Source organism: Nitrincola lacisaponensis, assembly GCF_000691225.1.
In the GTDB taxonomy this organism is placed as follows: Bacteria; Pseudomonadota; Gammaproteobacteria; order Pseudomonadales; family Balneatricaceae; genus Nitrincola; species Nitrincola lacisaponensis.
The window spans coordinates 15702-41091 of record NZ_JMSZ01000007.1 but is presented as its reverse complement, the minus strand read 5'-3'; the positions used below and the strand labels follow the sequence as shown (position 1 = coordinate 41091).

Sequence of the window (25390 nt, the reverse complement as noted above, 5' to 3'; positions counted from 1 at the left end):
ACAAAAAACTACTCATAAAAACTGTAATGCTTTTTATAAAAAGCACGAACATACTGGTTATCAGGATACAAATAAATCAAATGATTTAAATAATCCCCCGACTCATCCAAATTGCCAACATAGTAATTAGCACGAATTAATGAAGCATAAACATCGATACTCGGCACTTCCTTAATATAACTCTCAGCCCACTCAATATAATCAAAAACAAAAGAAACATCACCTGACCCCATTGAGATGCTAAGCCTCCGCCCCATACAAAAAACATCACGATACTCGTAAAAAGCCTTATACAAAAAATATTCACTATCACAAAATTCTCCATCACCAATAGAGCTATCATATAAATTCTTGCTATAAGAAAACAAAACCAAAGAAAAAAACATAAACATTAAAAACAAAGAAAAAAACATAAACTTAAAAAAATACAATGAATTAAAAAACCGAAATTTATCACCCAAGTCAATCACGAAAAAATCACCACTTTTAAAAACAAGCGCAACAAGAAATAAAAACAAAAAATAATGATAATATGAAATATAAAAAGGAAGCTCAACCATCAAATGAATCAAGAACAAAACAATGGAGACAGACAGAAAAAAAGACGATTTAAAATCAGAAAGAAATAGACCAAGCAAAACAAAAAATATCAACAACAAAAAAGAAAAACCCCACAAAATACCACCCTCAATCCACCAATAAAGAAGCTCATTATGCGGATGGGTATATGTAGAAGGCCCTATACTAAAGTGACCCTCCGCCTCTTTATTTAAGTATGCTGCCTTTTCATGAAAAACACTCTGAAAAGAACCAATACCATGCCCTAAAATTACACCATCACCAACTAAATCAAAGCTTGTTTTATATAGGTTGATTCTAACATCATTTCCCGTCGCTATATTTTCAACTTTAGATACAACTCGAAAAAGACCATCACTAGTCAATGAAGAAGATACACCACCAAGCGACATAAGCACAGCCATAAAAAAAACAATCTTACGGCTAACCGGAAATATAAACGCATATACAGAGGAAGAAAAAACAACTAAAGCGAATCCCAAAAATCCAATTCTTGACCCCAACAAAAGCAAAACAAAGCCAAAAACAAAACCACAAAGCCACAAAAAAAACCTTATGGAAAATGGCAATTTTATATAAATCGAATCTACGGCCAAATAAAAAACAAGAGCACAACCACAGGCAACCAAAACAGCCAATACATTTACCTGTTGAAACATACCTATAGGAGAGTTACGAAATTGCAAATGCGGCACATAGCCATATAAAAACTGACCAGGAATCACTTGAACTATTGCAACACATGAGTGCAAAAATATAAAAAAAACCAATGAGAAAACTAAAAAATATCTACCACGGAGACTCAAATCAAGCTGAAAAACCGCCACAAAAAAAAACACGCCCAGAAGCAAAAACCAAAACCTATTAAAACTTAATAAACCACCACCATCTTCCAAAAAAAAACGGGCAACATATAAAAATAAAGATACTAAAATAATCCAAAAAAAAGCAGGAAAATAGAAATTTTCAGCACGCCTAAAAAAAACAAAAACAGCAAAAAAAACAAAAACAGAGAATAAAATCAAAGAATTAAACGGGATGTAAATCCCAACATATCCTATATTCTCGTAGAATAAAAATGAAGATACATTAAGACAAACAAAAAACACAGCAGCAACAAAGCCATCAACAGAAAAGTGGCTTTTAAATTTATCTCTTACTATACAAAAAGGCCCTGAAACAATCAGGGCCTTGACGTTATGCAACATGATTAGTTAGATGCAAATGTTCCGGATGGTGCAGTAGAATAGTTATGACTGCAAGACCCAGGCAAAGCTTGAAGCACTGCTGCGTTGGAACCACCACAACGCCACCGATTCACAACTGTCTGGCCAACGCTTGCCGCTGCCAAAGCAGTGGTATCATTAGCCATAGGCTCAAGATAAACGAATCCACCATCAATCCCAGTACCAATATTTTGAATCGTTACACGAATAGCGCCATTTTGAGTTGTAGCGACAGCGCCTACATACTGAGTGCTAGGATTTGCTGACTCACACCCCCACTGACCACCAACTGTAGGTGCAGTAGTACCTGTCTGATAATGCTCAGAAATAGTGGTTCGGCACGTACTTGCTGCCAGAATGACCTCTGACATTTTAGCTCTGTTCGTATAGTTCTGATACGCCGGCAACGCAATCGCAGCCAAGATACCGATGATAGCGACAACGATCATCAACTCAATAAGGGTGAAACCCTGTTGCTTTTTCATAGTCTTTACTCCAGCGAGTTAGTCAGTTGTATTCAAGCTCCGGATCCTTGTGGAGTCAGGTAGCTTTACTCAATGATATGCATTCCACGTGCCAATGTACTGATGCAGGTCAAAAACCCTTCAAACGCTTGATTGATCTTGATTTATATTGGGTTTTACTAATTGACCAGATGTCCAATTCTGTCATCCAGGCTAAAAGCTGACGCTACCGGACACTTCAGGTGACAATTTTGGTCACATTCAAGGCCGGAATCTGGTCTCGCAGCGCCCCTGCCAATGCCTGACGTGCCGACACCTCACCATGCACCAGATGCAGGGTGTGGGGTTTATGCCGCATGCCTTTAACAAACTGCACCAGTCCCTGTTGATCTGCATGAGCTGAGTAACCACTCAGGGTGTCTATCTGTGCACGTATATCCACACGTGCATCATCCAGATCAACATAACCGCCCTGAGGACCATACTGCTGAATATGACGTCCCGGTGTACCCGATGCCTGGTATCCGACAAACAACACCGCATGGCGCGGGTCTGGTAACATGCGTTTAAGATAATTGACGATTCGACCTGACTGACACATACCACTGCCTGCAATGACCACGGCAGGACGTGCCGAACTGGCAAGATGATGCAGCATGCGCAGATGAGCATCATGACTTTCTACCTTCAGTAATTGTTCAAATGCCAGCGGACGTCGTCCCTGACGCAAACGCTGATGCGCTTCTTCGTTCCACCAGGGTTGCAGGGTGCGGTAGCATTCAGTGATTTTACTGGCCAGCGGCGAATCCAGTATCACCGGCAGTTGTGACCAGTCCAGCCCGTCATGAACAGGCTTGTCTGCATAGGTATGCAGAATCTCTTCCAGCTCATATAGCAGTTCCTGAGTACGCCCCATACTGAATGCGGGTATCAACACGGTTCCCTGATTACGCAGTGCACGCTGAATAGCTTCACGTAACCGCGCTTTGCGTTGCGACCGGCCAGTATGCTGTCGATCGCCATAGGTGCTTTCCAGCACCAGCCAGTCGGCCCGATAAGGCGATTTGGGGGCAGGCAGCAGTGGCGTGTAGCGCGCGCCGAGATCACCGGAAAACACCACGCGCCGGGACGCTCGGGTGTGCTGATGACACACATCGATTTCAACATAGGCTGACCCCAGAATATGCCCTGCCCGCTGTAGCCTCACCCGAACCTGATGCTGGGTGGTCTGATATAACGGATACCAGACCTTGTAATCCAGCGGCCTGAGTTGCCGGGACACCCGGTCCAGATAGGCAGACAGGCGTTTTGCATCGCGGCTGAAGGTCAGTCGGAAGGCATCTTCAAGCACCAGGGGCAATAAGGCTGCCGACGGCTTGCTGCAATAGATCGGGCCGTCATAGCCTGCCGCCAGCAACCAGGGCAAACGCCCCACATGATCTAGATGTACATGGGTCAAGATCAAGGCATTCAGTGACTCAATCGGAAAGTCGACAGACAGATTCTGCGTCTGCTCATCTCCCTGAAACAGACCACAATCGATCAGCAGGCTGGCATCCGAATCAGTGACAAGTTGATGGCAGGAACCGGTGACACCCGTCGCACCACCGTGGTGAAGTATATGCATACGAAATCCTTTTCATGCTTACGCGTTTGGTCTTAAGTACACCAATACCTTATCACGTCATCTAATGGGTTTATGCGACCAGAATCAAGGTTATTGCATTTACAGTAACGCCACTATACTGTTGCCTATTGCTATATAGCCCAGACAAATCAAGCCCCTATGATTTTTACGGATACCGCGTTTTGTGGTATCCCGCGTTAGAAAAGCTAACAATAAGGAAATAATCATGAACGCGATTCACAAACTCGTTGTTGGTGGTGCTGTAGCACTCACCCTGTCTGCTGCTCAGGCGGTGGCTTCCTCGCTGGACTCCATGAAACCGGTTTCCCTGCGTTTGGCGCATGTGGTAAACGAGCAGGACGGCTTTCATATCGCCGCTGTCAAGTTTCAGGAGCTGGTGGCTGAACGTACTGATGGCAAGGTTTCGGTACAAATTTTCCCGAACGCCTCGCTTGGTGATGAGCGCACATTGCTCGAAGGCATGCAGATTGGCACGGTGGATATGGGTGTGATTACCAATGGCCCGGTCGCCAACTTTGTTGAGCCGATGGCGGTATTTGAACTGCCCTTCCTGTTTGCATCCCCCGAACAGGCCTATGAAGTGCTGGATGGCCCAATCGGTCAGGACTTGCTGGATTCGCTGTCCAGTGTGAATCTGAAAGGACTGGCCTATGCCGAGCGAGGTTTCAGAAACCTGACCAACAGCAGCCGTCCGGTAAACTCTCCAGCAGATCTGCAGGGCTTGCGTATCCGCGTGATGGAAAATCCGGTCTATATTGATACTTTCCGTGAACTGGGCGCGAATGCTGTGCCCATGGCCTGGACTGAAGCGCTGACCGCCATGCAGCAAGGAACGATTGATGGACAGGAAAACCCTGTAAACGTGATTCATTCCTTCAAACTGAATGAAACCCAGTCACATATGTCACTGACACGTCATACCTACGCACCGGCGATTTTTGTTATGGGAATGCGTAGCTGGAATCAACTGCCGGCAGAGGCACAGGAGATTCTGGTACAAGCGGCCAGAGAAGCCGCTGCACATGAGCGTCAGGTGAATGCGGATATGGAAGCAGAGCAGCTGGATGCACTCAGAGCGGCAGGCATGACCATTGTCGAGCAGCCAGATATTGCGGCCTTCCAGGCTGCCATCGCACCCGTCTATGAGAAATACGGTGCCCAGTTTGGTGAATACCTGGAACGTATCCAGCAGGCCTTGCAGTAAGTGATTCGTCTTTTACACCGCATCGAGCAGGGGGTCGGCTTAATTCTGAAGCCGACCATTGTGTTGGGGATGCTTGCCCTGATTACAGTGATCACACTGCAGATAGTGTCCCGAGTCTTTTTTAATGCCGTCCCCTGGACTGAGGAGGTGGCGCGCTTTCTGCTGATCTGGATTACATTTCTGGGCGGCGCGCTGGCATTTCAGCAAGGACGTCATATTGCTGTGAATTTTGCGGTAGATGCCCTGCCCGCCTCACTGCGTCACTGGGCAAAAGGACTGGCCTGCCTGATCCTGCTGGCATTTATGGCCAAGTTGGCCATGATTGGTTATGAATACATGCAGGTGCAGAGCTTTCAGCGTTCACCATCCTTACGCTGGTCAATGTCCTATGTCTATGCCGTAATGCCCATCAGTGCGGCACTGATTTTCTTTTACGCGCTGGTGGATTTGCTGGAATTGATATTCAAGTCCACTCCCTGTCAGCCTGAAGAGTCCTCGCTATGACTGGTGTACTGTTTCTGCTGTTCCTGCTCTTTATGCTGCTGGGTTTACCTATCGCGTTTGCCATAGGTGCCAGCACCCTGATTGCGCTGCATGCTCAGGGTGTGCCGCTGATGGTGGTCACACAGCAGATGTTCCAGGGTATAAACTCCTTTGCACTCGTGGCTGTACCCATGTTCATTCTGACCGGCGACCTGATGGCACAGGGCAAGATCAGTGAAAAGCTGGTGAATTTTGCCGATGCGCTGTTCGGCTTTTTGAAAGGCGGGCTGGCTATTGTCTCGGTTATGGCAGGCATGTTCTTTGCCGCCATCTCCGGTTCAGGCGCAGCCACCACTGCCGCTGTGGGTTCAACACTGGTACCCGAGCTGAAGCGCAAGGGCTATGACCCGGCATCTTCCGCAAGCCTGATTGCTGCCAGTGGCACCATTGGTGTGGTGATTCCGCCGTCAGTACCGATGATTATCTACGCGGTCATCGCTCAGGAATCTGTCGCGAAACTCTTTCTCAGTGGCTTTTTGCCAGGACTGGCGATGGGTATTGGCCTGATGATGATTGCTATCATACAAGCCTACCGCCGCAACTATCCTAAAGGCACGCCCCTGTCGCTTAGAACCATCTGGGTAACGCTGAGAAGTGCAAGTTGGGGACTGATGACGCCGGTGATTATTTTAGGCGGGATTTTTTCAGGTATTTTCACACCCAGCGAAGCCGCGGTAGTCGCCGTAAACTATGCATTGATCGTGTCACTGTTTATTTACCGCGACTTGACCCTGCGACAGATATACACAATTCTGCTGCGCTCGGCGATGACCACATCGGTGATTATGCTGGTGATTGCCATGTCTGCCGTATTGAGCTGGACCTTGTCGAGCTGGCAAGTCCCCAGCCAGCTGGCAGCAACCGTATTGTCCTACTCTAGCAACCCTTACATGATTATGCTGCTGGTAGTCGCCGTGATTCTGATCACCGGTATCTTTATCGAAACCGCCAGTGCACTGATTATTCTGACGCCGGTACTGCTTCCCCTGGTCACTCAGATCGGGATCGACCCGATCCATTTTGGTCTGATTATTGTGGTCGGCCTGGCCATCGGTATGATCACACCGCCCGTGGCGATCAATCTGTATGTGGCCTCTTCCGTCACACAGCTACCGCTGGAGCAGATCACCCGTGCCATTATTCCCTATTTGCTGGTACTGATCGGCGTGCTGATGCTGGTGGTGTATTTACCGATGATGATCTGAGCATTTTCGGTATAGACTGCCGATGGCTCTAAATCAAAAAAATGCTTCGACCTATAAAATCATTCTAATTAGACTAAATGCTTCGGCGGAATATAATCCCATAGAATATCCTCGATAGCCTGCCTGTTGCTGGATATTCACCATAGATCTGCTATGAGGCGCATCACGCATTTCCATCGCATATGCAGAAATTGCTTGAATCTTGATATCAAGATATTCAGATATATCAACATACACATTCGGTATAAACGGGGTTAAACCCGGTGTGTTCCATTCTGTAGATGACAGAACTTCAAACGTATATATTTCTTTTACAGAAGTACCCGGTACAGGTCGGCATGCTGTCATGACCGCCTGATGGGCTATACGATGATCAATATTCAGATCGCCATGATGATGTGTGTAAACAACATGAGGCTTTACCTGTTCCAACACCGACTCAAGCTTTTGCACTATCTCAAGTAACGGGATGCTATCCATACGGTTGTCAGGAAAGCCCAGCATGAAACTTTGTTTAACACCCAAAATATCAAGTGCATGAACAGCCGCAGCATTGCGTAATTTCTGCTCCACAGGAGTCACCTCTGAACGTGAGGTCACTCCATCCGCCAGAAATACGACATAAACGGAATCCCCCTGAGCAGCATGTTTAGCCAGGGTACCTCCACAACCAAGCGCTTCATCATCGGCATGAGCGGCAACTACTAATATAACGCTAGACACATTTAAACTCTCTAGTAAATTGAATAATAGTATTCGCCAATTTGGCATTAGCTGCCACCAATAATCCTTTATTTTTTTCATGCGACCCATAATAATTTATGGGGTTACCTTCTAAATCAGAAATATAGCAGCCCAACTCATTTAAAATAACACTGGCTGCCGCAACATCCCAATCGCGGATAACTACATCTTTAACAAACAAATCAGATGTACCATCTGCGACAAGCAATGATTTCAAACCTAAAGAACCTGACTCAATATATCTTATAACATTAAAATTATCATATATTATTTTTGAAATCCTTTTGGGTTCAGGAAAATTATCTACAAGCACAAAACCAGAATCAAACAACTCACCATCTCGTTTTTCTAAACGGGTACCATTTAAAAAAGCACCTTTACCAACAATCCCTAACCATAGTTTCTCTAGAGCAGGAGCATATATAATACCAATCTCAGGAATTCCTTTTTGAATATAGCAAATCTGAGTCACAAACCCAGGAAAACCCTCATACCAACTTGCAGTACCATCAATAGGATCAATAAGCCAATAAGAGTCCGGTCTAATATCGCTAAAACCAGCGTCTTCTTCAGAGATCACAACAGCATTTTTTTTAAACCGCTTAATCAATTCATTCAACAACGCACTTGCTCTTAAATCAGCTTCAGTCTTGAATGCCTTAGGCTCTCTTATTTGCAAAAAAAACGCATCAGAACGCCAACTATTAATCTCGTCACCAATAGCCTTCACACCGTTAACAAGTTCACTAATATCATCAAAATCCATAATCATATTTCACCCTCAACAATGCAGAACTAAAATCAGTTTCAGGCATAAATCCAACTGCATTCAGCATATGCAAATCAAAACCAAATAGTGGATGGACTATATTATATGATATTTTTTTATCAAACAATTTTTCGGCTATTTCTACAAAACTATTAATTGAAAAAAGCCCTGGATAAGATATATTGACACACTTTCTATCTATAATAGAAAAATCCCATGTCAGCATAACCTTAACTATTAAATCAGCAGCATCTCTAACATCCATCCCCGCCCACAATAAAGGCTGCTCAGGTAAAACCGGGGGTCTCTCAAAGTGTAAGGCCTTAAATGTATTATATACTAATCCTGATTTTCTTTCGGGACCAAACAAGCCAGGAATTCGAATTGATAGAGATGGAGATATGTTGCATCTCAATAAATTTTCGATATTATTCTTACTTTTCCCATAAGCTGTTTCTGGCCTGGCTTCTTCATCCTCAGAATGCAAAACTCTATCTGAAACACCATAGACTGCCATAGACGATATATTAATGAATATTGCGTCACTATTTTCTATAATATTCTCAACCATTACTACATTAGCATCTGACTGAGAACTCTCATAATCAGATTGAGCTTTAGGGACAAAGGCTGCTGCATTCAATATAATATCAGGCTTAACTTCATCCAACATATTTTTCACCTCAACAATATTTGTCAAGTCACATTTTATGGATGAACTCACCTCTGAATCAGTTTTTCTTACGGATTTTATCAAATCAATACTCTTTTCTCTCTCTATCAACTCAGAGAGCCTAGATCCTAAAAATCCATTTGACCCAGTTAACAATACACGTGGCACTATATTAAATCCCAGCTAATCCAGCTATCCTTATTTATATCCTCTCTTGCAACTCTTCCAATCACTATATCTTTTAAATATATTGGAACACCAAACCCTGGCCTTTTAGAAACAAGCATATCTTCAGTAATCACAGTACCTTTCTTTATATCTTTTGAAGCATGCAAACTTCTACGAACTTTGTGAAACATGTCCATTTCTTCATTTCTTGGTCCGGATTTAGAGCCATCACCAATAGCTGACTCAACTTCCCTGATTTTCCGCACCATAATCCTTAATTCGTCTGGCTCAATAGCAAAAGCATGATCAGGTCCACTCATCTTTCTATCAAGCGTGAAATGTTTTTCAATGGCTGATGCTCCCATAGCCACAGCGGCTACCGGGATATTATCTCCAAGTGTATGATCCGAATATCCAACAACAACCTGAAAATTATCACGCATAGTCTGCATTGCTTTTAAATTAGATAGGTTCGCTGGTGCTGGATATAGTGAAGTACATTGAAACAGTAAAATCTGATTGTTTCCTTCCTCTCTGCAAACATCTACAGCTCGCTGTATCTCCATCCAGTCAGCTAAACCTGTAGAGAGCAATATTGGTTTTTGCGTCTTTGCAATATACCGTATCAAATCTAAATCTGGTAAATCAAACGATGCGACTTTGTGAGCTGGTACACCTATTTTTTCTAGTTGGTCAACAGCTTCATAGTCACAAGGTGATGAAAAAAATATCAAACCCTTTTCTTCAGCATACTCTTTTAGTGGCTTTTGCCAATCACGATTTAACTCTAAGCTTTTAATTAATTCATGAATATTTTCATAGCCTTTTAAGTACGAAGGCATTTCAGCAAATTTTGACACATGAGCATCTGCCCTAAAAGTTTGAAATTTAACGGCATCGACGCCTGCTTCAGCAGCCTTATCAATAAGATTAAGCGCTAACTCGAAATCCTGATTATGATTAGAGCCTATTTCAGCAATAATAAAGCTTTTACAACCTAGCCCTACATGCTTATCTTTTATTTTAAAATTCATATCAAACCATAATTATCCAACTGGTAAAAAACTGTTTTTCCAAGTTCTAAAAAGCTTAAATTTTTTTTCCGGAAAAAACAGACTAGAAACACTAGCAGTGAAAATTTCAAAAGGATCGAAGCCAGCAGCCAAACTCATGCAAAAGGTTGTTGAAATTCTTGGATTTATTTCAAAAGGATAAACATAACCTTTAGCTGTCAGAATGCATTGCAAGTTGTATATTCCACTTGTTGGAAACTTTGCATGAAATTTTTTAGCATAATCAATTACTGCACCATTCATATCAATAGATGCCAATACTGTCACACCTCTTTTCCGCTCAACTTTTACCGGAATTATACAGTTCAATTTTTTTTCTTTGTCAGCAGATATTAAAACCGTATATTCCTCACCAATTATAAGCTCTTGCACGATCAAATCCTCATCCGGCACTGGATTAAATACTCTATATGCATTTAACTCTTCTTCTGATGAAATCGTCATAACACCACGGGAACCTCTCCCGGTTTTAGGCTTAATAATCATTGGAAAATTTAAGCTTTTCCATTCATCTACTTGCTCTGTTCTGGGTGCACTTAAGCCTGAAATCCTTATTAGCTCTGCACACAATCTCTTATTAAGCATTTGAGAAATAAAAGCCTCATCAGGAACATATATTTCACAAGCAAACAAATTTCTGTTTTTCGAAAACAATATTAACTCTTCATCAACACTTGGTATAACAAAATCAATACCGTAAGCATTAGAAATATCAATCAATCTATCTATGAAATCAGAAGCACAAGCTTTAGGTATTTCTATTTTTCTATCTTCCGGTATATCCGGATCAATATTACTAATATCACAATCTGCAAAATACATATCATATTTATTTTTTAAAAACTTCCATATTGCTTCATTTCCAGCTCCACCACCACCTGTGAACAATAATCGTTTATTAATTTTCATAAAATCATACTTCTCAAATTAATCTTCACAGCATAATGATGTTAATAAATAATCAACTGCTACTATCAGATAATTTAACAATGATCTTTTTCTCCCCAACCCTGAAAAAGGCAGGGTATCGGTCATTATCAACTATACGCAGAAGATTGAACTGATCTCTTAAGGATTTCTCTGGATCAAGCTCGCTATCAGCAGGCGTTCTCCGTCTATACCAAGTCGGTTCACCGACTTGCTGTAATGGATTCAAACTACTGTACTCATCAATGAAGCGTAAACATAATTCTAAGGTTTTTTCTCCCTGGAGTTGACGCCAGGCTGGTAGCATTTCATCTCCAGTCAGTGTGATATGGTCTTTTAACCAGATATTCCCAGCATCAGGCTCACCTGGCGACGCCTCAAGTAAACAAACGGGTATAGTGTTAGCCCCTTCAAGAATTTGCCAAGCCATAGGTGCAAAACCGCGACCTTTTGGAAGATCACTTTCATGAACAACCAGGTTATGCTTATTTCTTCTTAAGTATTGATCTTTGACAATATGTACACACCCGATAAGAAAGCATACCCAACCTTCATGAATGCCTTCTGGAGAGCGTACCAGATCTGCTTCGATCCCGGCTTGTCGCAAGGCTTTTTCAAGCTCCAGCGCATAAGGGAGAATCCAGGAGTCATTATCTACAAGTATTGTTACTCTATTATTAGCGTCCACTAATCAACCTTGCAATTTTAACTCTGCCCAAGCCATCACAGATACGAGTTGCATGATATGAAATTTGTTTCATTGCATCATTTGATAAATTAATAAAAACCTTTGAAAGATCTTCATTAATAGATTCAATATAAACTCGCTTTCCAGCTTTTGCTCTGTTTAGGTTTTCTGCAATAACACGCTGGTTTTCAGCCAATATGACCATAATAGTCGGCAATCCCAAACAGCAACGCTCCCAGGAAGTAGCCCCTGCGGCCCCTATAGCAAGATCACTATTCGCCATTAGCTCAGCCATATTTTCCACACCTACTTTTACCTCAGTTATCCAAGGTAATTGTCTGGCTTGCTGTTTGACTACATCAACCCAAGGCGCAGTAGACCCCATTACCACGGTAATTTTACAGTCATTAGGCAGTGGGCAGCCTTGTAATGCATTCAAAATCTGGCTGGTGATATTGTCTTTGTCAACACCGCCCAGATTAATAAGCAGATGCTGTAGTTTACCCTGTTGACGGCGCTCCAGGCTGTATTGCCGCCACTGAGAAAATTCCGGCCTGAGTAACGCATATTGTGACCCACAAAGTAATTCACATTGTGCAGGTACTAACGGCTTATAATCTTGTTGATCACGTCCATAGGTCTGGTCTAGCAGGAGGTCACACTCATGCTGTCTGTCAGCCAGGTCATCAATCACCATAATTTTTTTACAGTAAGGACGTAGTAGTGTTTGCCAATGATAATCCAATGCGTAGTGGTCCACTATCAACCATTCAGGCAGCAAATTTTGAATAATGGCTATAGATTGGCAGGCATCAGTAGCTTGAGTTTCTCCCAGCCCTTTTGACAGATCATCAGTGGTGGCAGCACAGGGTAGAACATGCAGCTGATGTCCGTGTTCTGCAACTAAAGGGATCAGGTGTCCAGGGTGCTCACGACAGATAAAATGACATTCTACACCTTGCTCAGCCAATTCATTAGCCAGCGTCAGGCAACGCATCACATGGCCTGTGCCTATCTGGACTGAAGCATCGACTCTAAAGATGGCTCTTGTACTCATTACCTTACTCACCAACAAGTCCAGCCACCATCGACGACAAGGTTGGCACCATTAACATAAGACGATCCACTGGAAGCCAAAAACAGCGTTGGTCCCTTGATCTCATCAGCGACTCCAATTCTACCCATTGGAACTTTTTGACTGAGTCTTGAAATAAACGCAGGATTTGCTTGTTGAACTGCTTCCGAAGGAAAAGGGCCCGGTGAGATAGCATTAACCCGAATACCTTCACTGCCAAACTCACAACTGGCGTAGCGCGTCCAATGCAACAAGGCGGCCTTAGCGGCCCCATAAAAAGGAGGATTCACACCACTTTTAGTATCGTAAATCCGTTGATCAGGGCTTACCAGGGCATACATTGAAGCAAGATTGATCACGGAGGCATCACCACACTGCCGCACAGCATTTCGTAGATTCGGCAGTAATGCTTTAAGAAGTCTGTGAGCCGATATCATCGCAACATCGTAACTCGCCGAATAAGCCTCTGTACTATTGAGTTCTATACTGCCTGAACCACCGGCATAGGCATTATTGATGAGGATATGTATGCAGCGCTCGGATAGACTGGCAACGAACCGATCTACTTCATTTTGTGATGTAATATCGAAGGCCGCATTCTCGGCTTGATGTCCTGCAATCTGGAGTCTGGCAACCAGCTGATCGCTACGTTCCTTTGAACGTGAATTGATCAGAACCGTGGCTCCCGCCTCGGCAAGAATAAATGCCATTGCCGTACCCAGGTACCCAGTCGCACCTGTGACTAGGGCAGTTTTCCCCTTTAGGGAGAAAATTTCTACGCCTTTTTCCATGTTTTCTATCTCCAGCAGGAGGGATTAAGTGAGTTTTCTTCAAGTTTAGGGCGAGTAGCCAGGATTGAAGCTATCTCCTGCTGTGAAAAATCGTCTCCACATAGTATTTTTACATTTTCAGCAAGCTGATCCAGAGTTTCCATACCTATAACGAGCCCATCCACCCAACTGAATGACTTTACGAAGCTTAAGCAAAAATCTGCAATACTCGTTTTACCGTTGTTTTGTGTCTGTTCAGCAAGCCACTCCATGATGTTTTCTGGTTGTGCGGCATTAGCTTTTTGCCAGTATTCGCAAGACTTGCTAGGTAGCAGTCCTTGTAGAAGTGCGCTACGCACATGGATCACTACATCTCGTTGCTGTTTTTGTGCGATGATTTTGGGAATCATTTGATCCCAGCGCCAGTCGAGCACATTAAATGGCATCTGAATGAAGCCTACCTCAGGTGAAGCCAATGCCAACTCCAGCTCTGCTGGACTCTGAACGGAGACACCTAGTGCATTAAAAGTCGCCTTTGCTTTGTGCTGCAAAAGCCGCTTCCAAACTGCGCCATTCCAATCTGTCATATGCGAAGCACGATGTAGCATCAGCACATCCAGTCTTTGCATACGTAAAGATGAGCATGACGCATATATACTTGCATCAACAAAGGCATCAATCACCTCCTGGTTCCCATCCACCGGGCAGTGAGTAAGAGGTGATAGCTTAGTCACTACGCGTGACCTACCCTCCCAACCAGAGCGCAGTGCGGTACCGATAACCTCTTCACTGTTACCGTAAGCGCGGGCTGTATCGATGAAGGCTGCCCCGTTGGCAATAGCTGATTTAATCAATTGCTCTGCCATGCTTTGATCAGGCTTTCCAGATAGGTTGGCAATGCCGTATTGCATACCAAGTTGTGCGGTGCCTAACACCAGCTTTCTGGCAGGTATCCGTTGCCAAGGTTGATATGAGCACGAACCAAGTTGCTCAACTAACGTAAAGGCCGATACCTGAATTGGGTCATCAATATCAGAAAATAACTGCTGGATAGCCAGGTAATCATCAAGACAATCGACTGTGCAGCGAAAATGTCCCTTGCTTAGCTCTCTGTACTTTTCAAAATAATACTCACCAAACTTACGACGTATATAGGGAGTTACATGTTCCTGGTCGTATTTGCAAGTGGTTGATGCGGCAGCATCTCTCAGGTGACGCAGGCGCGTCAACTCAACACTCATTCCATATGGCAACCCGGATTTTTCTCCATTGCAGCAAAGGTAGTCCAGATGATGCTCAATAAAATACTGCTCAATCTCATCCAGCAATGCACCATCAGGCAGTACATTATCTGCAGTCAAACGAAAAACCGGAGTCTCGTCATTGTAATCTTCGAGAGCTGTTACAAATCGTTCAAGGGTATTATCCAGACTGCCTCTGTAACTAGAGATACCATGTATCTGGAGAGTTTCAGCCAAAAAGTCATCTGTTGTTTCTAGTGATGTGGCAACAATGACTTGTCGACCGGTATTGGCAGCGCGCCTGGCTGCCAGAACGACCAGAGGCATACCCTTAACTGGAAGTAAAACCTTACCCGGCAAACGTGATGAATTCGTTCGAGCCTGAATTACAGCAACACTCTTCACGACAACACCTTATCAAGAATTTGAATCACCTCTTCTTGCTGTACATCCGTCATGCTATGAAACAAGGGAATACTGATCGCTTCAGCGTAGTACCTTTCAGCTTCAGGGAAATCTCCTGCATTAAAGCCCATGCGTTGATAATAAGGTTGAGTATGTACGGGGATATAGTGCAAATTGACACCCAAACCAGCTGCATGTAGCGCTTCAAATACCTGGCGGTGCGTTTGATTGATCATCTCCAACTGCAGGCGAATCACATACAGATGTAGCCCTGAGTAGCTGTCCGGGTGTTGCCAGGGCGTTGTCACGGGCAAGTCCGTTAGTAACTCATCATAGCGTTTTGCGAGTTCATGGCGACGCGCAACAAATCTGTCCAGCCGTGTCAACTGGCTCATACCCAGTGCCGCCTGAAGCTCAGTCATACGGTAGTTATATCCCAGCTCAACCTGCTGGTAATACCAGGGCCCGTCCGATGGGTGAGTCATCAGACTCTGGTCGCGCGTGATGCCATGACTACGGTGCAGATTCATTTTTTTGGCTAATTGATCACTATTTGTCAACGCCATACCGCCTTCAGCAGTGGTAATGATCTTCACAGGATGAAAACTGAATATTGTGATATCGCTGAAGCGGCAATTACCAATATATTCACCCTGATACTTACCCCCGATGGCATGCGAGGCATCCTCAATGATTTTGAACCCGTACCGCTGCGATAAAGCATAAATCGCCTGCATATCACATGACTGCCCACTCAGGTGAACGGCAACCAACACTTTTGGCAAAATGCCTGCCCGCTCAGCCGCAATTAATTTTTCTTCAAGTGCCAGGGGACAAAGGTTATATGTACGAGGATCTATATCGACAAAATCAATTCTGGCGCCACAATACAACCCACAGTTGGCGGAGGCAACGAACGTCACTGGAGTAGTCCACAGCCAATCACCCTGCTCTAAGCCCAGTGCCATACAAGCGATATGCAGAGCACTTGTCGCACTGTTTACAGCCAGTGCATGTTTAGCGCCAACCTTAGCGGATACAGCCTCTTCAAAACGCGGAACCATTGGTCCCTGAGTTAAAAAATCAGATTGCAGTACTTCAACAACAGCATCTATATCCGCCTGGATAATATCCTGCCGTCCATATGGAATCATCAGATACTCCCGATCTTCTCACGGTTAGCATCTATCCACGCCTGTAACGTCTTATCACTCATCCATTCGATATTATTATCACTTGCATAGACAAAGCCCTCAGAGACTTTTTTGCCATCCTTAATGCGATTAGCATCCTTATCCCAGTTATTAATTTGAGGCAAGATTTTAAAGTGCTCTGGATATTCATATGTAAAATATGAATCCTCTGAACTGATCATTTGCTCATGCAGTTTTTCGCCTGGCCTGATACCTACAATTTCCTGCTTGGCTTCAGGAGCAATGACACGTGCAAGATCAGTCACCTTCATAGATGGAATTTTTTTAACATAAATCTCTCCACCTACCATGTCTTCAAAAGCATGCCAAACCAGCTCAACCCCCTGTTCCAGAGAAATCATAAAACGGGTCATACGCTCATCAGTAATCGGCAATACACCCTTGTTTTTTATAGACATAAAGAAAGGAATCACTGAGCCACGTGACCCCATTACATTGCCATAACGCACAACAGAAAATCGGGTTCCTTTACCGCCAGCATAGTGATTACCTGCAACAAACAGCTTATCGGACGCCAACTTTGTTGCACCATACAAATTAATCGGGCTGCTTGCCTTATCGGTAGACAAGGCTACAACACCTTTAACCTTCTTATCGATACATGCATCTATTAAGTTCATAGCGCCATCAATATTGGTTTTCACACATTCGAAAGGATTGTATTCAGCTGTGGGCACAATTTTGGTAGCAGCCGCATGGACGACATAGTCCACACCATCCAATGCTCGATATAAGCGGTCCCGATCACGGACATCACCAATAAAAAAGCGCACACGGGGATCATTCTGAAAGTTCTTGGCCATCTCCCATTGTTTCATTTCATCTCGGGAGAAGATGATAATTTTTTTTGGATTGTATCTGGCCAGAGTCATCGGTACAAAAGTATGGCCAAAAGAGCCTGTCCCTCCAGTAACCAGAACAACCTTATCCGCAAACATACAAGCCCCCAAAAAACATTTAATGGTACTACGTGAATTCAAAGAGTACTTGACCGTATACGATGCTGGTACAGTTAAAATGCACCATGATTATCTGTCGTGTATTCCGCTATTTAACCTGCTCAACCGCCAGCCAATCCACGATTTTGGCCGTGGGTTTAAAGCCAGACACGGCCTGCTGCAACAACTGTCGGGCATCGACACAGTTACGCTGTTGCAACGCTGTGTTGAGCCCAACCAGAATCTGGCTCAGCACCTCTGGCGGTAGTGTTTCTTCCAATGCCCGCATGATTTTGGGATGCTCTGTGCCAATAACATCATCACCAATAAGCAACTCTTCATAGAGCTTTTCACCCGGTCTCAAACCACTAAAGGTGATCTCTATGTCACCATCCGGATGCTTATCATCCAGTACCTCGTAGCCCATCAGACGAATCATTCGTCTTGCCAGATCCACAATACGTACCGACTCCCCCATATCCAGTACAAAGACATCACCGCCTTTTGCCATAGATCCAGCCTGAATCACCAGAGATGCCGCTTCCGGAATGGTCATAAAGTAACGCGTGATATCTGGATGGGTAACGGTCACCGGACCACCGGACTCGATCTGCTTGCGGAACAAAGGAACAACAGACCCAGACGACCCCAATACATTACCGAAGCGCACCATGGAAAAGATCGTCTTGGGCGACTGGCTGGCCAGGTTTTGCAGTATCAACTCAGCCAGACGCTTGGTCGCTCCCATGACATTAGTCGGACGCACCGCTTTGTCAGTCGAGACGAGTACAAAACGTTCAACACCATGTTGTAAAGCCGCTTCCGCCATCACTTGCGTACCCAGAGCATTGTTGCGAACCCCTTCCAACACATTGTGTTCCACCAGCGGTACATGCTTGTAGGCAGCGGCATGATAAATGGTTTGTACCGCAAAACGCTGCAGTACATCATCCACACGTTGGCGGTCGCAGACAGAACCCAGAATTGGAATACACTCCGCCCCAAACGCAGATAAAGTCTGTTCAATTGAGTAAAGCGCAAACTCGCTTTGTTCATAGAGTAACAACAACCGGGGTTGGTGTTGCTGTACCTGCTTGCAAATCTCCGAGCCAATTGAGCCGCCAGCTCCGGTCACCAGCACAACCTTGTCACGAATACTGGCATCAATCAGCGGCTGAATCGGTGGAACCGGATCACGCCCTAACAGGTCTTCGATTTCGATTTCCCGCAAACTGGCTACAGATACACCCGACACGATCTCATGCATGGCTGGAATCGTACGTACATGTACAGGGTAATCCGCCAGACGGTCCAGAATACGTTTACGTACTCTTGGAGGTGCAGATGGCATTGCCAAGAGCACAGAGGTAATCTGCTGCTCTTCAATCAGTTCTGCGATGCGAGAAGGATCATACACCGTAAAACCTGCAACCGAGCTGCGCCACAGTGAAGGATCATCATCCAGAAAGCCAACACAGCTTAGTTCCTGACTACCATCCAACGCCTTGGCTAACTGCACCCCACTGCCGCCCGCACCGTAAATCAGCACAGAGTCCTTGTTCAGGAAATGATTTAATAACCAGTGATAGTAGCTTCGCATCAACAGTCGGCTACCACCGACATAGACCATCGCAACCAATGCGAAGTTGATTGGAATCGAGCGTGGAAAGGGTTTGATCTGCAGCACAAATGCCGCAGCCCAGAGCAGCAGGGACAGTATTAATACACCAAATGCCACCGTCCAGATGGCTTGGGCCCCCATATAACGTACGACTGCACGGTATAATCCCAGTTTAATGAACACCAGAATGCCGACAACAGGCAAGATGACAAACAGCCAGGCAGCCGGATAAAGATAGAACTCCGGCCAGGGATCGGCAAAACGCAAGGTATAGGCAGACCAAAGTGCCAATGGCAAGGCGACGGCGTCTGCAGCCACCATTAAGAGTCGCTTATAAGATCGGTGCAATGTCATCAGTTTGACATGCAAACGCGCTCGTTTCATGACCTGTTTCATGACCTCACACGATCTCCCTGCCCTTTGCCTGTGACAGTCTGCAATATATATCGGAAATAGGCTGTCAGGTTTAATGATTTCATCATGTGCGCATCCGTTTCGGCCAGCAATACCGGCGTCGACATATCAATTCCCTGAACCTGAGCCAAACCCGTTATACCAGGCCGGGCATTAAATACACCACGCGCGTCTCTCTCAGCAATCAGCTCTTCCTGATTGAATAGACATGGGCGAGGTCCTACAAGACTCATTTCGCCTTTCAGAACGTTCCAAAGCTGTGGCAATTCATCCAGTTTGGTACGGCGCAAAAAGCGGCCAAAAGGCGTTATTGCATCAGCGCTGGCTAAATGGCTGGATACAGAGGCTGTGTCCTTGCGCATGGTGCGAAACTTCACCAGTATAAACGGCTTTTTCTTCCGTCCGACCCGTTCCTGTCTGAAAATAGGAGAGCCTGTATCAAAAAAACCAATCAAGGTCAGCAATAACAATACTGGTGCACCAAACACCAACCCCAGTGCAGCAAACACCACATCACATAACCGAATCAACATCCATTCCTCGTATTTTCAGAATCCATAAAACAACGACGCAAACCTTCTTCTACTGACACGGGAGGGTGCCATCCTAATAACGTTTGTGCTTTGGAAATATCCACCTGTAAGGAACCCAACAAGCGCTGAGCCATCGCTTGTTTACCCAACAGTGTAGCAGCGAGCATCAGCCAACTGGCCGGTACAGGTATCAACCGTGAGGGTTTACCCATGGCTGTCGCAACACTTTTTAGTAGCTGAGTTGTCGATAGATCCTGCCCATCCCCTGCCAGAAAAACCTGATTGGCCGCTGCCGGATGATCAATACAGGTGATGATTAAATCTACGAGATTATCCAGTGCAACCAGTGAACGCCGGTTATGAATTGCACCTAGGGGCAGGGGCACCCCCTTTTCAACCCAACGCATCAAACTGCCAAAGTTACCAGGAGCGTTGGGGCCATAAACAAGCGGAGGACGAATAATTACAATTTCCATACCTGTTGCACGCTGAATATTCCAAAGCCCCTGTTCTGCCTCCCATTTCGATTGAGCATAGAGTTCAGCTGGATTTGGTGCATCCTCTTCGGTAAATGGCCGAGTATTGATGTTACCATTTACACCAATGGAACTGATAAAAATGAAGCGCTTCACACCTGACTTAGCTGCCTGCCATGCCAAGTTTAGACTTCCATCTACATTGACCTTTCGATATTCAGACAAAGGATCTGGAACATCATTTCTTATAATGTGGGCGCGGGCAGCGATGTGAATTACAAACTGTTGGTCATACAATGCAGCAGACCAATCTACTCCAGCTGCTAGGTCTCCAACAACAAATACATTACTCTCCTTATACTTATCATCAATTTTACGTAAAGACACCGATACATTATATTTTGATTGTTGCTTCAGATCATCAAATACTGCCTGCCCAATAAAACCAGTGGTGCCTGTGAGAAGGATATTCTTACCCATTATTATGCACTCTTGTAACCCTCAGGGTTACATATCTGCCAACGCCAGGCATCTTGACACATACGTTCAATTCCGTATTCAGCTTGCCAACCAAGAACTAACTTTGCGTAGCTCGGATCAGCATAACATTGCGCGACATCACCCTGCCTACGTTCAACAAATCTATAAGGTATTTTACACCCTGAAACTTTTTCAAATGCTGCAATCACCTCCAGTACCGAATAACCGCGTCCAGTACCCAAGTTAATTGTAAGCACCCCTGTTTCAAGTTCAAGAGCGGCTAAAGCTTTGAGGTGCCCTTTAGCAAGATCTACTATATGGATATAGTCACGTACACCAGTACCATCAAACGTGGGATAGTCACCCCCAAATACACACAGAGAGTCATGTTTTCCCACTGCCACCTGGGTAATATAAGGCATTAGATTGTTTGGAATACCATTGGGATCTTCACCAATTAAACCAGACTCATGAGCCCCGACAGGATTAAAGTAGCGTAGCAACGCAATAGACCATTGGCTATCACTTGCAGCCAAGTCTCTTAGAATATTTTCCACCATCAATTTAGTTCTACCATACGGGTTAGTTGCCGATACTGGGAAATTTTCACGGATCGGCACGCTAGAAGGATCACCATAGACTGTCGCGGAAGAACTAAAAACTAATTGTTTACAACCATATTCTGCCATTACACCTAGCAAGCAAAGAGTTCCACCGACATTATTATCATAATAACGCAAGGGTTGTTCAACTGACTCACCAACAGCCTTAAATCCGGCAAAATGAATAACAGCGGTTATTGAGTATTGGGAGAAAATACGACGTAAACTAACTTTATCTCGAATATCACCTTTAATAAACGAGACCTTACCATTTACAATTTTTTTCACTCGCTGCAAGCTTTCAACACAGGAGTTAGAGAGATTATCAAGTACCACGACCTCATATCCTGAAGCCAGCAGCTCCAAGCAGGTATGTGAACCAATATAGCCAGCACCACCGGTCACTAAAATCAAAAATACTCTCCCATATAAAAATTTTTTATTTTACACAACAGAATTAACCTTAAGAAAAACATTAAAAAATCGAAATTTAAATATAAAAAACCATAAAAGGCTATTTATTTGCCAATAATCTGTGTAATCACTTTATAGGGCAGTCTAAACATTAGTAACATACCACTAGAAAACAAGCCATTTTCTATTAAGGAACGTTTCATTTCCTGCGTTGAAAGTATGTTACTCTTCAACCCAGAAGTACTCACCCCGCCTGTACGCATCCTCACCCAGGTTTTATGAGCAATCTGGTACTTTGCACCATCTACAAGCAACAGACGAACAAGAAAATCAAAGTCAGCCGCTATTTTGTAGCCCAGTTTGTAAAGCCCTACTCGCTCATAAGCAGATTTTCGTACAAACACAGCAGGATGTGGAGGCATTAACCCAAAACGAAACATCCAAGGCTTGAAATTACCTGTGCGATAGTTGCGCACTGGCTGATTCAGGTTATCTTCGTGTACAAAGTCCACATCACCTAATACAACCTCCAACTGAGGATCAGAAGCAAACAAGGCAGACACTTCACGGAGAACTTCTCCATGCAGATAAAAATCATCCGAATTAAGAATTCCGACTATCTCTCCAGTAGCATGCAGAACCCCTTTGTTCATAGCATCATAAATTCCGCTATCCGGTTCTGATATACACTCAGTTACCAAATCAGAGTATGCTCGCACAATATCCAATGTATCATCTTTAGAACCTCCATCCACTAGAATGTACTCTAACTCTGGATAATTCTGCGCAGCTATGGAATCCAGCGTGGAACGAATAGTCTCTCCGCTATTGAAAGACACAGTAATAAGTGAGATTTTCAAACTGTACCCTCAAACACGACCATATTGGTCTTCAAATCGCACAATATCATCCTCTCCCAAGTAACTACCGGACTGCACCTCAATCAATTCCAATGGGATTGTACCCGGATTCTCCAATGCATGAACCTCACCGATAGATATGTAGGTGGATTCATTTTCCGTCATCAAAAAAGTTTTTCCACCCTTGGTCACTTTAGCCGTACCACTGACTACGATCCAATGCTCCGCACGGTGATGATGCATTTGCACCGAGAGCTTGGCACCAGGTTTTACAGTAATGCGTTTAACCTGGTATCTTTCTCCATTTTCAATAGAGTCATATACCCCCCAGGGTCGGTATACTTGGCGATGGCTTATATACTCTTTGCGGCCAGACTGTTTGAGCATTTCAACAATTTTTTTAACATCCTGCACTTGGTCTTTGTGAGCTACCAACACGGCATCCTTTGTTTCAATCACCATAAGGTTATCAATACCGAGAGTGGTGATTAGCCTACTATCTGCATAAACAAAACTGTTTTCACTATTAAGTAATAGAACATCGCCTTCACAAACATTACCCTGGGCATCTTTTTTACCAATATCCCACAGAGCCGACCAAGAACCTATATCGCTCCAACCTGCATCCAGTGGAATGACTGCAGCATCGTCGGTTTTTTCCATCACCGCGTAATCAATTGAGTCTTCAGGGCATTGTGCAAAAGCTTCAGCGTCGACCCGCACAAAATCCATACTCTGCTGCCCCTGCTGCCCCTGCTGCAAGGATTTTTTGCAGGCTTTAAGAATATCAGGACGAAACTTAGCCAAAGCCTTCAGGTATACGCTGGCCTTGAACATAAACATACCACTGTTCCAGTAGTAATCCCCCGATTCCAGATATTCCTGAGCGCGCATCAGATCTGGCTTTTCCACAAAGCGAGCTACTTTATAACCAGTAATAGGAAGATCATCACCTCGCTGGATATAACCAAAACCTGTTTCCGGTTGAGTTGGCACTATGCCGAAAGTAACTAACTTATCCTGTTCAGCTAATTTTTTAGCCTCCAGCACAACTTTCTGAAATGCACACTGATCCGCAATGAAATGATCCGCTGCCAAAACCAATAAAATAGGATCTCGGCTAGTCTGTATTGCGTTTAATGCTGCCAGAGCAATAGCTGGTGCAGTATTACGCCCCATAGGCTCCAGCAGAATAATAGCATCCTTAACCTCCAGCTGCCGCAGCTGTTCTGCTACCATAAAGCGATGATCTTCGTTGCAGATGATAGCTGGCGAAGTCGCTTCTAAACCATCAAGACGACGAAGAGTTTGTTGTAATAACGTTGCATCACCACAAAGTTTAAGAAACTGTTTGGGTTTTAACTGACGGGATAGTGGCCAGAGACGCGAACCTGTACCACCAGCAATGATGACGGGGAGAAGCATTTTAATCCTTCAGAATAATTTTTTGATACAAGTGAACTCCAGCATCAGTGGCGCAGTTCCTTCTGGTGCTTAAGAAACCATTTATAGGTCTGCATTAACCCAGCTTCCAAGCTAATACACGCCTGCCAACCCTGTGCTCTTAGACGGGATACATCCATGAGTTTACGCGGTGCACCATCCGGTTTACTGGAGTCAAACACTAATTTACCATCAAAGCCTACTACTCTTTTCATAGTTTCAGCCAACTCACGGATGGTGCAATCCACTCCTGTACCCACGTTGATATGAGAGAGCATCGGCTGAGTATTAGCTTCATAAGTAGCAGTACTTAGGTTCATCACATGTACGCTGGCAGCAGCCATATCATCCACATGTAAAAACTCTCGCATCGGGGTACCGCTACCCCAAATAACCACCTCATCGGCACCAGCCTGCTTAGCTTCATGGAACCGGTACATCATAGCGGGTATCACATGGCTGTTCTGTGGGTGAAAGTTGTCATTTGGGCCATACAGGTTTGTAGGCATTACACTGCGATAGTCTCGTCCGTACTGGCGGTTATAGCTTTCGCATAGTTTAATACCGGCAATTTTGGCAATGGCGTATGGTTCATTAGTGGATTCCAACGTACCGGTCAGAAGGGCACTCTCTGTCATTGGCTGTTCGGCTAGCTTGGGATAAATACAAGAGGATCCCAAAAACAACAACTGCTGCACATCCGTTTGGTGAGCTGAATGAATAATATTGGCTTCGATCATCAAATTTTCGTAGATAAACTCAGCCGGGTATTCATTGTTAGCGTGAATTCCTCCCACCTTGGCAGCAGCCAGATACACCTGATCAATCTGATGCTTTTGAAAAAAATTCTGGACTGCTGCCTGGTTAGTCAAATCCAGTTCGGAGCGGCCGGCCGTAATCAGGGTAACGTCAGGGTTCGACTGTAGCTGGCGCACAAGTGCAGAACCTACCATGCCGTTATGACCTGCAATGTAAATACGCAACTTACTCATA

24 protein-coding genes are annotated in these 25390 nt (G+C 44.5%); 3 read left to right on the top strand and 21 right to left on the bottom strand.

The features are described from left to right. Positions 1–8: 8 nt before the first annotated feature. The 3 genes from ADINL_RS01180 to ADINL_RS01170 form a co-directional block, all read right to left on the bottom strand. Positions 9–1787: an O-antigen ligase family protein gene (locus tag ADINL_RS01180; protein WP_036542872.1), complete on the bottom strand. Its 1779-nt coding sequence runs from the start codon at positions 1785–1787 to the stop codon at positions 9–11. Between the two features lie 2 nt (positions 1788–1789). Next, complete coding sequence (locus ADINL_RS01175) at positions 1790–2290, bottom strand: pilin (RefSeq protein ID WP_036542869.1); 501 nt, start codon at positions 2288–2290, stop codon at positions 1790–1792. A gap of 217 nt (positions 2291–2507) precedes the next feature. Further along, complete coding sequence (locus tag ADINL_RS01170) at positions 2508–3896, bottom strand: MBL fold metallo-hydrolase RNA specificity domain-containing protein (protein WP_036542867.1); 1389 nt, start codon at positions 3894–3896, stop codon at positions 2508–2510. Positions 3897–4122: 226 nt separating this feature from the next. On the opposite strand from ADINL_RS01170, the gene ADINL_RS01165 reads away from it, so the two are divergent. The 3 genes from ADINL_RS01165 to ADINL_RS01155 are packed head-to-tail and all read left to right on the top strand — an operon-like array spanning position 4123 to position 6869. Continuing rightward, on the top strand, positions 4123–5121 hold the full coding sequence (locus ADINL_RS01165; RefSeq protein WP_036542864.1) for a TRAP transporter substrate-binding protein: 999 nt from the start codon (positions 4123–4125) through the stop codon (positions 5119–5121). Beyond that, positions 5122–5625, top strand: a complete 504-nt coding sequence (locus ADINL_RS01160; protein ID WP_036542860.1) for a TRAP transporter small permease — start codon at positions 5122–5124, stop codon at positions 5623–5625. After that, entirely contained in the window at positions 5622–6869 is a 1248-nt protein-coding gene (locus ADINL_RS01155; protein WP_036542857.1) for a TRAP transporter large permease, read from the top strand. The genes ADINL_RS01160 and ADINL_RS01155 overlap by 4 nt, the downstream gene beginning before the upstream one ends. Before the next feature lie 51 nt (positions 6870–6920). Here the strand turns inward: ADINL_RS01155 and ADINL_RS01150 are convergent, their stop codons facing one another. From ADINL_RS01150 to fcl, 18 genes are all read right to left on the bottom strand, one after another. Beyond that, positions 6921–7592: a PIG-L deacetylase family protein gene (locus ADINL_RS01150; protein ID WP_036542854.1), complete on the bottom strand. Its 672-nt coding sequence runs from the start codon at positions 7590–7592 to the stop codon at positions 6921–6923. Then, positions 7585–8385 (bottom strand): inositol monophosphatase family protein, encoded by an 801-nt coding sequence (locus ADINL_RS01145; RefSeq protein WP_051632450.1) that lies wholly within the window; start codon positions 8383–8385, stop codon positions 7585–7587. The genes ADINL_RS01150 and ADINL_RS01145 overlap by 8 nt, the downstream gene beginning before the upstream one ends. After that, positions 8369–9223 (bottom strand): NAD-dependent epimerase/dehydratase family protein, encoded by an 855-nt coding sequence (locus ADINL_RS01140; protein ID WP_161667718.1) that lies wholly within the window; start codon positions 9221–9223, stop codon positions 8369–8371. The genes ADINL_RS01145 and ADINL_RS01140 overlap by 17 nt, the downstream gene beginning before the upstream one ends. Beyond that, on the bottom strand, positions 9223–10257 hold the full coding sequence (locus ADINL_RS01135) for an N-acetylneuraminate synthase family protein (RefSeq protein WP_036542848.1): 1035 nt from the start codon (positions 10255–10257) through the stop codon (positions 9223–9225). Before ADINL_RS01135 ends, ADINL_RS01140 begins: the two co-directional genes overlap by 1 nt. Positions 10258–10269: 12 nt before the next feature. After that, positions 10270–11205 (bottom strand): ATP-grasp domain-containing protein, encoded by a 936-nt coding sequence (locus ADINL_RS01130; RefSeq protein WP_084154333.1) that lies wholly within the window; start codon positions 11203–11205, stop codon positions 10270–10272. Between the two features lie 52 nt (positions 11206–11257). Further along, positions 11258–11911, bottom strand: a complete 654-nt coding sequence (locus tag ADINL_RS01125) for a formyl transferase (RefSeq protein WP_036542846.1) — start codon at positions 11909–11911, stop codon at positions 11258–11260. After that, positions 11901–12968 (bottom strand): UDP-2,4-diacetamido-2,4,6-trideoxy-beta-L-altropyranose hydrolase, encoded by a 1068-nt coding sequence (gene pseG, locus ADINL_RS01120; RefSeq protein WP_036542843.1) that lies wholly within the window; start codon positions 12966–12968, stop codon positions 11901–11903. Before pseG ends, ADINL_RS01125 begins: the two co-directional genes overlap by 11 nt. Positions 12969–12976: 8 nt before the next feature. After that, complete coding sequence (locus tag ADINL_RS01115) at positions 12977–13777, bottom strand: SDR family NAD(P)-dependent oxidoreductase (RefSeq protein WP_036542838.1); 801 nt, start codon at positions 13775–13777, stop codon at positions 12977–12979. Positions 13778–13782: 5 nt separating this feature from the next. Beyond that, the gene (locus tag ADINL_RS01110) at positions 13783–15402 is read right to left on the bottom strand and encodes an aldo/keto reductase (protein ID WP_036542835.1); all 1620 of its coding nucleotides are present in this window, start codon (positions 15400–15402) and stop codon (positions 13783–13785) included. After that, on the bottom strand, positions 15399–16556 hold the full coding sequence (gene pseC, locus ADINL_RS01105; protein ID WP_036542832.1) for a UDP-4-amino-4,6-dideoxy-N-acetyl-beta-L-altrosamine transaminase: 1158 nt from the start codon (positions 16554–16556) through the stop codon (positions 15399–15401). Before pseC ends, ADINL_RS01110 begins: the two co-directional genes overlap by 4 nt. Next, a complete protein-coding gene (gene pseB / locus ADINL_RS01100) occupies positions 16556–17554 on the bottom strand; it encodes a UDP-N-acetylglucosamine 4,6-dehydratase (inverting) (RefSeq protein ID WP_036542829.1) in 999 nt (332 codons plus the stop codon). The genes pseC and pseB overlap by 1 nt, the downstream gene beginning before the upstream one ends. A 109-nt stretch (positions 17555–17663) precedes the next feature. Then, the gene (locus tag ADINL_RS01095; protein ID WP_036543170.1) at positions 17664–19559 is read right to left on the bottom strand and encodes a polysaccharide biosynthesis protein; all 1896 of its coding nucleotides are present in this window, start codon (positions 19557–19559) and stop codon (positions 17664–17666) included. 8 nt (positions 19560–19567) lie between these two features. After that, the gene (locus ADINL_RS01090) at positions 19568–20119 is read right to left on the bottom strand and encodes a sugar transferase (protein WP_204368177.1); all 552 of its coding nucleotides are present in this window, start codon (positions 20117–20119) and stop codon (positions 19568–19570) included. Further along, on the bottom strand, positions 20116–21078 hold the full coding sequence (locus ADINL_RS01085) for a UDP-glucose 4-epimerase family protein (protein ID WP_036542824.1): 963 nt from the start codon (positions 21076–21078) through the stop codon (positions 20116–20118). Before ADINL_RS01085 ends, ADINL_RS01090 begins: the two co-directional genes overlap by 4 nt. A gap of 2 nt (positions 21079–21080) precedes the next feature. Further along, the gene (galE, locus tag ADINL_RS01080; protein WP_036542822.1) at positions 21081–22094 is read right to left on the bottom strand and encodes a UDP-glucose 4-epimerase GalE; all 1014 of its coding nucleotides are present in this window, start codon (positions 22092–22094) and stop codon (positions 21081–21083) included. A gap of 104 nt (positions 22095–22198) precedes the next feature. Continuing rightward, the gene (locus tag ADINL_RS01075) at positions 22199–22954 is read right to left on the bottom strand and encodes a glycosyltransferase family 2 protein (protein ID WP_036542820.1); all 756 of its coding nucleotides are present in this window, start codon (positions 22952–22954) and stop codon (positions 22199–22201) included. A gap of 9 nt (positions 22955–22963) precedes the next feature. Then, positions 22964–24379, bottom strand: coding sequence for a mannose-1-phosphate guanylyltransferase/mannose-6-phosphate isomerase (locus ADINL_RS01070; RefSeq protein ID WP_036542817.1), 1416 nt, complete (start codon positions 24377–24379; stop codon positions 22964–22966). A 44-nt stretch (positions 24380–24423) separates the two neighbouring features. Further along, positions 24424–25389 (bottom strand): GDP-L-fucose synthase, encoded by a 966-nt coding sequence (gene fcl / locus ADINL_RS01065; protein WP_036543167.1) that lies wholly within the window; start codon positions 25387–25389, stop codon positions 24424–24426. Between the last annotated feature and the right edge of the window lies 1 nt (position 25390).

Excerpts from the sequence above, each read along its gene's own strand:
- ADINL_RS01130 (WP_084154333.1), bottom strand. The coding sequence starts at position 11,205 with ATGAAAATTAATAAACGATTATTGTTCACAGGTGGTGGTGGAGCTGGA.
- ADINL_RS01070 (WP_036542817.1), bottom strand. The coding sequence starts at position 24,379 with ATGCTTCTCCCCGTCATCATTGCTGGTGGTACAGGTTCGCGTCTCTGG.
- ADINL_RS01175 (WP_036542869.1), bottom strand. The coding sequence starts at position 2,290 with ATGAAAAAGCAACAGGGTTTCACCCTTATTGAGTTGATGATCGTTGTC.
- ADINL_RS01155 (WP_036542857.1), top strand. The coding sequence starts at position 5,622 with ATGACTGGTGTACTGTTTCTGCTGTTCCTGCTCTTTATGCTGCTGGGT.
- pseG (WP_036542843.1), bottom strand. The coding sequence starts at position 12,968 with ATGAGTACAAGAGCCATCTTTAGAGTCGATGCTTCAGTCCAGATAGGC.
- pseC (WP_036542832.1), bottom strand. The coding sequence starts at position 16,556 with ATGATTCCATATGGACGGCAGGATATTATCCAGGCGGATATAGATGCT.
- ADINL_RS01180 (WP_036542872.1), bottom strand. The coding sequence starts at position 1,787 with ATGTTGCATAACGTCAAGGCCCTGATTGTTTCAGGGCCTTTTTGTATA.
- ADINL_RS01085 (WP_036542824.1), bottom strand. The coding sequence starts at position 21,078 with ATGGGTAAGAATATCCTTCTCACAGGCACCACTGGTTTTATTGGGCAG.
- ADINL_RS01165 (WP_036542864.1), top strand. The coding sequence starts at position 4,123 with ATGAACGCGATTCACAAACTCGTTGTTGGTGGTGCTGTAGCACTCACC.
- ADINL_RS01095 (WP_036543170.1), bottom strand. The coding sequence starts at position 19,559 with ATGAAACGAGCGCGTTTGCATGTCAAACTGATGACATTGCACCGATCT.
- ADINL_RS01145 (WP_051632450.1), bottom strand. The coding sequence starts at position 8,385 with ATGATTATGGATTTTGATGATATTAGTGAACTTGTTAACGGTGTGAAG.
- ADINL_RS01170 (WP_036542867.1), bottom strand. The coding sequence starts at position 3,896 with ATGCATATACTTCACCACGGTGGTGCGACGGGTGTCACCGGTTCCTGC.
- ADINL_RS01135 (WP_036542848.1), bottom strand. The coding sequence starts at position 10,257 with ATGAATTTTAAAATAAAAGATAAGCATGTAGGGCTAGGTTGTAAAAGC.
- fcl (WP_036543167.1), bottom strand. The coding sequence starts at position 25,389 with ATGAGTAAGTTGCGTATTTACATTGCAGGTCATAACGGCATGGTAGGT.
- ADINL_RS01115 (WP_036542838.1), bottom strand. The coding sequence starts at position 13,777 with ATGGAAAAAGGCGTAGAAATTTTCTCCCTAAAGGGGAAAACTGCCCTA.
- pseB (WP_036542829.1), bottom strand. The coding sequence starts at position 17,554 with ATGTTTGCGGATAAGGTTGTTCTGGTTACTGGAGGGACAGGCTCTTTT.